This is a genomic window from Sinorhizobium terangae (assembly GCF_009601505.1).
In the GTDB taxonomy this organism is placed as follows: Bacteria; Pseudomonadota; Alphaproteobacteria; order Rhizobiales; family Rhizobiaceae; genus Sinorhizobium; species Sinorhizobium terangae.
In genome coordinates, this window is record NZ_WITC01000121.1 from 157,852 (window position 1) to 167,883 (window position 10,032).

Consider the following 10,032-nt stretch of genomic DNA (forward strand, 5'->3'; position numbering starts at 1 on the left):
CATGGCAAAAGGCATCGAAATTCGCGAAGCGCACTTTCCCGGGCGGGCGCCGATAGACGCCTATGGAAACGGCGGCTTCCGGTTTGCAGACATGTCTCACCGCGGCTCGGTCCTGATGTTGCCGTCCGGCATCTATGCCTGGGATACAGTCGAGGGTGATCCGCTTTCGGTGGACAAATTCAAACGTGTGTTGGACGAAGCGCGTGAGATCGAAGTGCTGCTTGTGGGGACGGGGCGCGAAATCCGACCCTTGCCGGCCGAGCTGAAGGCGGCCATGCGCGCTCAGAACGTCTCCTCCGATCCGATGAGCACCGGGGCGGCGGTCAGAACCTATAACGTGATGCTCGCCGAATCGCGCGCCGTTGCCGCGGCCCTGATCGCGGTGTGATTTCGAAGGAAGCTCAGCGTGCAAAAGGCCGATACCGAGATTCTCGCAACCTTGCGGGACACAGATCGCGATCGTTACCTGGCTTGCCTGCTTTCCCCACCTGAAAAGCGACGTTCGCTCGCAGCTCTCTATGCCTTCTACGCCGAAATCGCCCGCGTGCGCGACTTGATACACGAGCCGCTTCCCGGCGAAATCCGCTTGCAATGGTGGCGTGACATTCTGTCGAACGAGCAATCGAGCGGCGAGGGACATCCGCTGGCCGAGGCGCTTTTGGAGTGCATTCGCGAACATCATCTGCCCGCTGCAGTGCTCGAGAACATGGTCGATGCGCGGATTTTCGATCTTTACGACGATCCGATGCAGGACAGATCGGCGCTGGAAGGCTACGCCGGTGAAACGGCGTCCGCCCTTATACAGCTTTCCTCGTTGATCCTTGATCCGCCGAACGCCGCCAAGTCGGCAGAGGCCGCCGGACATGCCGGAGTCGCACAGACGATCGCCGGCCTCCTTTTGCTCCTGCCAATTCATCATCGGCGTGGCCAGGTCTACCTTCCTGCAGATCTCTTGCGTGCGACCGGGCTGGACCGGGATACGTTTTTGGCAGCCGACGACAGCGAAGCCATAGGTAGAGCGATTCACGCATTCTGTGGCTTGGGCAGAGATCATCTTGCCAAGGCGCGGCAAGGCATCGGCTCGATCTCTCCGCAGAATTTCCTCGCTTTCACCCCGGTGGCGTTGGCCGAGCCGGTGTTCGACCGGGCGGAAAAAGCAGGCGCGCGTCTGCTTCGGCAGCCTTTCCAGCCGCCCCAATGGCAGCGGCAATGGCGGATGTGGCGCGCGATCCGTCGCAAGCGGTTCTGAACCGGCGCCGGAGTTGCATTTGGTCAAGCTGGCGCAAGTCTCACATCGTATAGGCAGGAGCTACCGGATTCATGCCGTCCGAAAGGGGCTTGTGTGATGTTGTGGCTGTTGCTCATCGCGGTGGTCGTCGCCGTCGGAGCGTTCTACATGCGGATGAACGCCCGTGCCGAACGGGATTTCGAAAATCCTGACGCAGGCTCCGCAATGGTCGAGTTTGGCCGCGCTTTCCCTGACGAAGCAATCCGGGCCTTGCACTCGACAATCGACAGGAAGGCGATCTTCCTTCGGCTGCACGACGGCAAGGCGGGTTTTATCCAGTCGCACGGCACCCACTACGTTTGCCACGTTATCCATCCTGGCAAGGTGCGGGTGAACAGTTCCGAAAGCGGACGCGGATTGATCGTGCACTTTCCGGATTTCGCCTATCTGGATAACGCGTTTGAGTTCCGGACCGCCGAAGAGGCGGCAGAGGTCTCGCTCTGGCTGCTCGGCAGCTTCAGCCCTCAGTCGGACTTCAGCGATGAGCCATCGGTGCAGGCGGCCCAGGCGAACGACCACTGCGTGATTCCTTAAATCGGAATCGATTTAAGGACAAAAATCATGCAGCAACTCAAAGTGCTACAGCGACCTTTGCGCGTCCGATTGGACGCGCGGCGCTGTAGTGTATGTCGCCCGAAAGTGTGCAGCGGTTTCGGGGCAACGAATGCATGAAAAAACGTAAAGCACGTCGCATGCCTCGAGATTGAATGCGACGTGCTTTAAGCAGTCTTGAGGGCCGGAAGGGCGAGCCAGTTTGCGCAATCGCTGAGAGCCCGCGAAGCCGTCGCCTGCTTCTTTGCAAGCGCCTTCTCTTTGCCGCGAAAACGCTTGGCGCCATCCGGCTTCGTCAGAGCGCCCGGCTCCAGCGGCGGAAACAGGCCGAAATTGACGTTCATCGGCTGGAAGGAGCGCTTGCCCGGTTCGTCGTCGGAGACGATGTGTCCGCCGGTAATGTGATTGAGAAGCGCGCCGAAGGCGGTTGTCTCCGGTGGCGGCACTGGGGTTTCGCCCTTTCGCTCGGCTGCCGCGAACCGGCCGGCAAGGAGGCCGATGCTGGCGCTCTCCACATAGCCCTCGCAACCGGTGATCTGGCCGGCAAACCGTAGGCCCGGTCGAGACTTGAGCGTCAAGGTCGCATCGAGCAGCGTCGGCGAATTGATGTAGGTGTTGCGATGCAGGCCACCGAGGCGGGCGAACTCGGCCTTTTCAAGCCCGGGGATCATCCGGAAGACTTCCGCCTGCGTGCCGTATTTCAGCTTCGTCTGGAAGCCGACCATGTTGTAGAGCGTGCCGAGCGCATTGTCCTGGCGAAGCTGTACGACGGCATAGGGCTTGACGGCAGGATTGTGCGCATTGGTCAGCCCCATAGGCTTCATCGGACCGTGACGCAGCGTTTCGCGGCCGCGTTCGGCCATGACCTCGATCGGCAGGCAGCCGTCGAAATAGGGCGTGCCTTCCCATTCCTTGAAACCGGTCTTGTCGCCGGCGATTAAGGCGTCGACAAAGGCGTTGTACTGCTCCTCGGTCATTGGACAGTTGATATAGTCCTTGCCGGTGCCGCCAGGGCCGACCTTGTCGTAGCGCGACTGGTGCCAGCAGATATCCATGTCGATCGTATCGGTGTAGACGATCGGAGCGATCGCGTCGAAAAACGCGAGTGCATCAGCGCCGGTTTCCTCGCGGATCGCCTCGGCGAGAGCCGGCGCGGTGAGGGGACCGGTGGCGATGATCGCAAGATCCCATTCCTTCGGCGGCAGCCCGGTGATCTCCTCGCGGACGACTGTGATCAAAGGGTGACTGTCGATCGCGGCGCTGACGGCTGCAGAGAAGCCGTCGCGATCGACGGCGAGCGCTCCACCGGCGGGCACCTGGTTGCGATCGGCAGCCTCCATGATCAGCGAGCCCGCGAGTCGCATTTCCGCATGCAGCACGCCCACAGCATTGCTGGTCGCGTCGTCGGAACGGAACGAGTTGGAGCACACGAGTTCGGCAAGACCGTCGGTCTTGTGGGCATCGGTGCCGCGCACGCCGCGCATTTCATGCAGGATCACCGGCACGCCGGCTTGGGCAATCTGCCACGCGGCTTCTGATCCGGCGAGGCCGCCGCCGACGACATGAATGGGGGAATAGGAAGTGTTTGCAGTCATGGGCGGCTTCCTATCACAGCCGCGTTCTGGTTCCAATTGCGAAGAAACGAAAACGGCGCCATCAGGCGCCGTCTTGGATGTTTGGATGTTCGTTCCGATTAGCGGAAGGAACGGGCCGCAATGTTGCGGATATCGTAGCGGGTAATGCCGATATCGCTGAGCGCGTGGTTCGAGAGGCTGCCGAGCTCGGCAACGGTGCGGCGATAGTTGATCCAGCTTTTTGCAATGCGAATCGGGTTCATGGTCGTATCCTCAAGATCGGTTTGTCGCGACAGTGATTTGTCTGCGTCGTTGAGGTTCTTATACGCTTGTCTAATTGGAAGATGGAGTGCAAAGAAAATGCATCTGCTATGCGTTTGTGCAGTGCATCGCCGATTTCGTGAGCACCGCACTCCCGCCGCTCGAAAACGCGTCAGAAGTTAACAGTGCCTAAATTCCACGGCTGCGCGTTAAACTCTTGGGGTTTTAAACAGTTTTTCGTGCTGCGCCGGCACTGAAGAGCTTGCGAACCCGAGCAGTCGATGGGCGCTCGATTGGGCGTCGAGAACCGCTTTCGCACGTGCGAAGCGGGCGCTTTCACGCGATGGTCGAGGACGAAAGAAAAAACGCCCTCCGGGTGGCCGGAGGGCGTTTCAGAAATGGGGTATTCGGTGCTCGGGCTTACTTGACGGCCTGGCGCGCGACATAAGGAATGTCGCTGCGGCCGATGCCGAGGTCGTTCAGCTCACGGTCGCTCATGCGGCCGAGTTCGTTGCAGGTCTGACGATACTTGCGCCAGTTGTTGAAAGAACGTGCGAGGTCCATGATCCTATCCTTTCTAGGGTCGTTTGCCAGCGCTCTATCTCTCTTGCTGGCCGTCATCTGATGGTCTGAAATATAATCGATTTGATCGGCAGATACAGAGACAATGCTGCATCGCACCCATGCGCCGATTGCAATCCTTCGTCTGGCCGTTGACTCGCCCCTGACGGCAACCGTGGGCTCGGCGTCGCCGACCTGCATCGACGGTCGCAGGTGCATGAATCCAACAGCGAAAAGAGGCGCAAAAAGCAACGCCCGCTGGGGGAGGAGGTCCAGCGGGCGTTGCTTTGTTCTGATTGGCAACCGGGAGGAGGAGTGTCGCCAATCCGTATCGGGGTGCGCTGGGAGGAGGAGTGCGCCGCCCCGATCGATGGTTGTAAGGTAAGCTGCGATACGCGTTTTGTGTAGAGGCGCGCACCGAATGGCACCCATGCATAATGCGCATGGCTTGAGAGCGCAATGCCGTGGAACTGCTTCAATATTGTGCAAATGGGCTCTCGCGAGCTAATGGTCAGGCGGAGCGGCAAACAGCAAAACGCCCGCTGGGGGAGGAGGTCCAGCGGGCGTCATGTAAGTGATTGGCAACCGGGAGGAGGAGTGTTGCCAATCTTATCGGAGAAGCGTTGGGAGGAGGAGTACGCTGCTCCGAATTCGTCGAGCTTTCGCTCGGGTCTTTCCGGGGTTTCCGGAGGCGGGCGACCAGTCCCGCCAGCGTCCGTTCGGCTCGTCACCTCTCGTCGCCTTTGATGATTTGAATATAGCCATCTTAAATCGATTTGTGCAGTGCAATATCCGCATGGAAGATATGCGGCGCGCGCAATCCCGCTACGGGGCCCCCGACAAGTGAAATCATCTCGCGGCAGGGAAATAGCTCCGTTGATTTTTCTCGCCATTTTCACCGATTTGCTGTTCTCTAAAACCGGCCGGGCGTCGGGAAGGCGTCGCCGAGAGTACGGATCCGGAGGTGGGATGTATCGCGGACGCATGGAACGAGATCTGAAGCGCTGGGTGGATCTCGGCCTGCTTCCGCATTCCTCCGCAATTGCAATGCTTGCGGAATATGATGCGCGCGAATCCACGTTCAGCGTCGGCCGGGTCCTCCTGGCGCTGGCAGCGCTTCTGCTATCGGCCTCGCTCTTGCTGCTCGTCGCGGCGAACTGGGAAGCATTGCCGCGTCTTGCCAGGGTCGCAGGCGTTGTCCTGTTGATCTGGCTCTTCCATTTTCTCGCCGCCTATTTCCTCGGGCGCGGAGCCAAGGCGGTCGGCGCGGCTCTGCTTATTCTCGGCACGATGTCCTTTGGTGCCGGCATCGCGCTGGTCGGGCAGATGTATCATCTCTCTGGCGACGCGGCGGATGCGATGCTTCTCTGGTTCGCCGGGGCATGCCTGTCGGCGGCGGCCTTCGCGTCGGCTGCGGTCACGACGATTGCCGCGTGCCTTGCCTGGGCGTTTCTCATTACGCTGTTCGAAAGCGGAGGACTTGTTCCGGCGATCGAATCTTATTTCTGGCTCGTGCCGGTCCTGGCGGTCATCGTGCTCACGCTGGTCCGGTATACCGATGCGGGGCGCACGCGCCATTTGGCATATCTTCTCTGCGTTGCATGGCTCGGCGCGCTCTACGTCGACAACCCGGAGCTCTGGCTCGCAATCACCTTCTTCGCCGCCGGGTTCATTGCCTTTCTGCTCGCGTCGCTGCCGCGATCGCCGTTTTACCGTCTGGCGTCCGAGACCGGTTCCGCGCCTTCGTTCTACTCCTTCGCAGTCGCCGTCATCGGCCTTGTGGCCCTGCAAAGCGAAGCAGAAGGCGCGTGGGCGGAGACCGCCGTCGGCGTCGGCCTGCTTGCCTTGGCCCTCGTAGGCATCGGTCTTGCGGGCGCGCGTAACGGGGCAATTCGTTATTTGGCCTACGCGGTATTTGCAGCGGAGATCTTGTATCTAGCGTTCGAGACGCTCGGATCGATCCTCGGAACATCGGGATTCTTCCTGATTTCAGGGGTGGTCGTTGCACTTGTGGCGTGGCTCGTCATCCGTGTCGAGCGCAGGCTTGGGCGAGTGGGGGAGGCTTCTCAATGAGCGGTGCTTTGCCTGTCTTCCGCTGGCGCAATCCCTTCGTTGCGGCCCTGGTGGTCGCTGTGCTGCAGACCGCCGTGCTTGGATACATGATCGAAAGCCGCGCTTCGATCCTGCGCAACGGCAAGGATGTGCTCCTGCGGAGCGCACCTATCGACCCGCGCGATCTCCTGCGCGGCGAATGTGTAACCCTGACATACGATATTTCCCGCATTTCGCCCGACATCATTGTGGCCGGTTTGCCTGACGAGGCTGTGAAGGCGGAGCTGTTCGTGCGGCTAAAGCAGCAGCCGGATGGTTTCTGGGGTCCGGTAGAGGCATCGTTTGGGCCGCTCGCGCAAACTGCGGACAGCATCGTCATCAGATCACTACCGTTCTCTTACTATCCGTCAAATGGCGCGCCGCCGCCAACGCTCTATCCGAATTTCGGTATCGAGCGCTATTACGTGCCGGAAGGAGAGGGCCGCGTCCTCGAAACGGCACGCAGTGCCCATGCGCTTTCCGTCAACGTGCGTGTGGATTCGGATGGGCGTGCACAGGTCCGGAAGGTTTCCATAGATGGAACACAGGTCTACGAGGAGCCGCTCTATTAATGGTCCGCGTTACCGCGAAAGAACTTCATTTTATTGCCGGTTTCTTGGTGGAGAATAATCAAGGCAACGGCGAAGACGCGGGCGTGCATTATCGCGCATTTTCTCTTTGATCCGGCAAAAACGAGTGATATAGAGACGCCGCGCTCGGGAAAGCCCGAACCCTTCGCATGTCCAGAATATCCGCGGTGCTCCCGCTGGTTGTCTTGCGGGAAATGCGATCAGGCGGTGTGGTTGTCTGAACGCGGGTATGGTGAAATTGGTAGACACGCCAGATTTAGGTTCTGGTGCCGCAAGGCGTGGGAGTTCAAGTCTCTCTACCCGCACCAGGACAACAACTTGCCAAACGTCGGAATTCGGCGGTGAAGAGGGTAGGCGGAGTGCCATTTTGCTTGCAAAACGGTCAAGGAATTGCGTAAAGCCACTCCCGGCAAATGGATCGGCTCACGTGCTCGCCAAGCCTTTCGAGGCAAGAGCACTGTCAACGTGAAGTGAAGGTTTGAACATGCAGGTTATCGAAACGCTCGCTCAAGGGCTGAAGCGCGAACTCAAGGTCGTTATCCCGGCCAAGGACATGGAAGCTCGTATGAATGAGCGTCTGGCCGAAGTGAAGGACCGCGTCCGCATCAACGGCTTCCGTCCGGGCAAGGTGCCGGTCGCGCATCTGAAGAAGGTCTACGGCAAGTCGATCATGGCTGATCTGGTCAACGAGATCGTTCGTGAGAAGCCGACCGAAATCCTGACGGAGCGTGGCGAGAAGTCGGCAACCCAGCCGGAAATCGCGATGACCGAGGACGAGGCGGAAGCCAACAAGATCCTCAATGCCGAAGCCGATCTCGAATTCACGGTTGCCTACGAGGTCATCCCGAAGATCGAACTCAAGGATGTGAGCGGCATCAAGGTCGTCCGCGAAGTCGTCGACATCGCCGAAGACGAGGTCAACGACCAGATCCTGCGCATCGCCGAAAGCGCCCGCACCTACGAATCCAAGAAGGGCAAGGCTGCTAACGGCGACCGCGTCACCATCGACTATCTCGGCAAGGTCGACGGCGTCGCCTTCGACGGCGGCAAGGACGAGGATGCCGAACTGGTGCTCGGCTCGAACCGCTTCATCCCGGGCTTCGAAGAGCAACTCGTCGGCGTCAAGGCCGGTGACGAAAAGACGATCACCGTAACCTTCCCGGCCGACTATCCGGCCGCAAACCTCGCCGGCAAAGAAGCGACCTTCGACATTACGGTGAAGGACGTCGCTGCCGCCGCTCCGCTCGAAATCAACGACGAACTCGCCACCAAGCTGGGCCTCGAATCGGCAGACAAGCTGAAGGAAATCGTTCGCGGCCAGATCGAAAGCCAGTACGGATCGGTCACCCGCCAGAAGGTCAAGCGCCAGATCCTCGACCAGCTCGACGAGCTCTACCAGTTCGAGACGCCTGAGCGCCTTGTAGACGCCGAGTTCGAAAACATCTGGCGCCAGATCAACACCGACCTTGAGCAGGCCGGCAAGACCTTCGCCGATGAAGAGACAACGGAAGAGGAAGCTCGCGCCGAGTATCGCAAGCTTGCCGAGCGTCGTGTCCGCCTCGGCCTCGTTCTTTCCGAAATTGGTGAAAAGGCCGGCGTTCAGGTGAGCGACGACGAAATGCAGCGCTCGCTGTTTGAACAGCTGCGCCAGTTCCCGGGCCAGGAAAAGCAGATCCTCGATTACTTCAAGAACACGCCCGGCGCCGCTGCTTCGCTGCGCGCGCCGCTGTTCGAAGAGAAGGTCGTGGACCATCTGCTTTCCGAAATCTCGGTAACCGACAAGTCGGTCTCCAAGGAAGAGCTGATGGCTGACGACGAGGAAGCCGATGGCAAGCCGGCCACCAAGAAGGCGCCCGCCAAGAAGAAGGCTGCGGCAAAGGCCGAAGCTGCTGAAGGCGAGGAAGCTGCCGCACCGAAGAAGAAGGCTCCGGCAAAGAAGAAGGCTGCTGACGAGAGCGCCGAATAATCGGCTTTTCTTCTACGAGAGTTCAAAGGCCGCCTTTCGAGGCGGCCTTTTTCGTTGGGAAAAAGCCGCCGAAACGGCGGCTGACGCGAGCGAATTGCCAAGGGCCAGCTACAGCGCCGTGCGTCCTTTAGAGTCTGTCAGACCTACGTTGAAACGTATCCTGCATGCCTGAGATAGGCGGCGCATTCGTGCGGGCTGAACGCCTTGAGAGCTTCGCCGACGCGCCGCCATGTCGCCTCGACGCTACGCTCGTCGGCCTTGCGCAGCAGGGTCTTGAGTTTGGCGAACATCATCTCGATCGGATTGAGGTCGGGGCTGTAGGGCGGCAGGAAGAACAGATGGGCGCCGGCGTCGCGGATGGCGCTGCGCGCCGGCTTGCCCTTGTGGCTGCCGAGATTGTCGAGGATGACGATATCCCCGGGGTTGAGGGTTGGCGCCAGGCATTGCTCGACCCAGGCGGTGAAGGCAATGCCGTTGATCGGGCCGTCGAGCACGAAGGGTGCGACGATGCGGTCGTGACGCAGCCCGGCGAGGAAGGTCAGCGTCTTCCAATGGCCATGCGGTATTCTGGCGATCAGCGGCTGGCCGCGCTGACACCAGCCGCGGCTGCGCGTCATGTTGGTTTTGACCCAGGTTTCGTCAACGAACACCAGGCGGCGCGGATCAAGTCGATGTTGATGGGTCTTCCAGCGGCTTCGGAAGCGCGCCACCTTCGGCCTGTCCTGCTCGCTGGCGATCAGCGTTTTTTTTAAATGTCTTGCCTTCGCGGCGCAGAAACCGCCAAACGGTGTCATGCGAGACATCGATCCCGGCCGCCTTCAGATCGGCGGCAAGCGCCCGCACCGTCCAATCGGTTTTGGCCGCCAGTCGGCGGTGAACCTCATCGGCCGCCGCGCCCCGCAGCATGGGTTTGACATGGCCCCCCATCTTGGCCGGCGCCAAACCGCGGCCGGACCGGTCGAGCTGGCCGATCCGCACCGCCGTCGCCGCCGATATCCCAAAGCGCAAGGCGGCCGCCCGCACCGTCATGCCTCCGGCCAAAGCGGCGGCGACGCGCTGGCGTAAATCAAGAGAAAGAGGTCGCGCCATCATTGCTGGCCTCCTCACCAGCAATGATCTTGAATCACAATCCCAACAAAAAGGGAATCC

The 10,032-nt window shown here is 60.3% G+C and carries 10 protein-coding genes and 1 tRNA gene; 7 read left to right on the forward strand and 4 right to left on the reverse strand.

The window, feature by feature from the left end:
• Position 1: 1 nt before the first annotated feature.
• The 3 genes from GHK62_RS29050 (at position 2) to GHK62_RS29060 (ending at position 1,822) form a co-directional block, all read left to right on the forward strand.
• Positions 2–388 (forward strand): Mth938-like domain-containing protein, encoded by a 387-nt coding sequence (locus tag GHK62_RS29050; protein ID WP_153442403.1) that lies wholly within the window; start codon positions 2–4, stop codon positions 386–388.
• Between the two features lie 18 nt (positions 389–406).
• Positions 407–1,249, forward strand: coding sequence for a phytoene/squalene synthase family protein (locus GHK62_RS29055; RefSeq protein WP_184108823.1), 843 nt, complete (start codon positions 407–409; stop codon positions 1,247–1,249).
• A 96-nt stretch (positions 1,250–1,345) separates the two neighbouring features.
• The gene (locus GHK62_RS29060) at positions 1,346–1,822 is read left to right on the forward strand and encodes a hypothetical protein (RefSeq protein ID WP_153442404.1); all 477 of its coding nucleotides are present in this window, start codon (positions 1,346–1,348) and stop codon (positions 1,820–1,822) included.
• Positions 1,823–2,007: 185 nt separating this feature from the next.
• On the opposite strand, the gene trmFO is transcribed toward GHK62_RS29060, so the two are convergent.
• The 3 genes from trmFO to GHK62_RS29075 all read right to left on the reverse strand — a co-directional run bounded on the left by trmFO (position 2,008) and on the right by GHK62_RS29075 (position 4,239).
• Positions 2,008–3,435, reverse strand: coding sequence for a methylenetetrahydrofolate--tRNA-(uracil(54)-C(5))-methyltransferase (FADH(2)-oxidizing) TrmFO (trmFO, locus tag GHK62_RS29065; RefSeq protein WP_153442405.1), 1,428 nt, complete (start codon positions 3,433–3,435; stop codon positions 2,008–2,010).
• Between the two features lie 98 nt (positions 3,436–3,533).
• Positions 3,534–3,677 carry a DUF1127 domain-containing protein gene (locus GHK62_RS35305; RefSeq protein ID WP_136504522.1) on the reverse strand — a complete coding sequence of 48 codons (144 nt, stop codon included), beginning with the start codon at positions 3,675–3,677 and terminating at the stop codon, positions 3,534–3,536.
• Between the two features lie 418 nt (positions 3,678–4,095).
• A complete protein-coding gene (locus GHK62_RS29075; protein ID WP_167528387.1) occupies positions 4,096–4,239 on the reverse strand; it encodes a DUF1127 domain-containing protein in 144 nt (47 codons plus the stop codon).
• Between the two features lie 966 nt (positions 4,240–5,205).
• Here GHK62_RS29075 and GHK62_RS29080 point away from each other — a divergent pair.
• The 4 genes from GHK62_RS29080 to tig all read left to right on the forward strand — a co-directional run bounded on the left by GHK62_RS29080 (position 5,206) and on the right by tig (position 8,883).
• Entirely contained in the window at positions 5,206–6,309 is a 1,104-nt protein-coding gene (locus tag GHK62_RS29080; protein WP_153442406.1) for a DUF2157 domain-containing protein, read from the forward strand.
• Positions 6,306–6,899 carry a GDYXXLXY domain-containing protein gene (locus GHK62_RS29085; protein WP_153442407.1) on the forward strand — a complete coding sequence of 198 codons (594 nt, stop codon included), beginning with the start codon at positions 6,306–6,308 and terminating at the stop codon, positions 6,897–6,899. The genes GHK62_RS29080 and GHK62_RS29085 overlap by 4 nt, the downstream gene beginning before the upstream one ends.
• Before the next feature lie 241 nt (positions 6,900–7,140).
• Positions 7,141–7,225 (forward strand) — tRNA-Leu (locus tag GHK62_RS29090).
• Positions 7,226–7,401: 176 nt separating this feature from the next.
• Positions 7,402–8,883 carry a trigger factor gene (tig, locus tag GHK62_RS29095; RefSeq protein ID WP_153442408.1) on the forward strand — a complete coding sequence of 494 codons (1,482 nt, stop codon included), beginning with the start codon at positions 7,402–7,404 and terminating at the stop codon, positions 8,881–8,883.
• A 143-nt stretch (positions 8,884–9,026) separates the two neighbouring features.
• Here tig and GHK62_RS29100 read toward each other — a convergent pair.
• Positions 9,027–9,972, reverse strand: a protein-coding gene (locus tag GHK62_RS29100; RefSeq protein WP_167528167.1) for an IS630 family transposase whose coding sequence is annotated in 2 segments (ribosomal slippage) — positions 9,027–9,632 and positions 9,634–9,972 — 945 coding nt in all. Because the reading frame shifts where the segments join, the coding sequence is not laid out codon by codon here.
• Positions 9,973–10,032 lie beyond the last annotated feature (60 nt).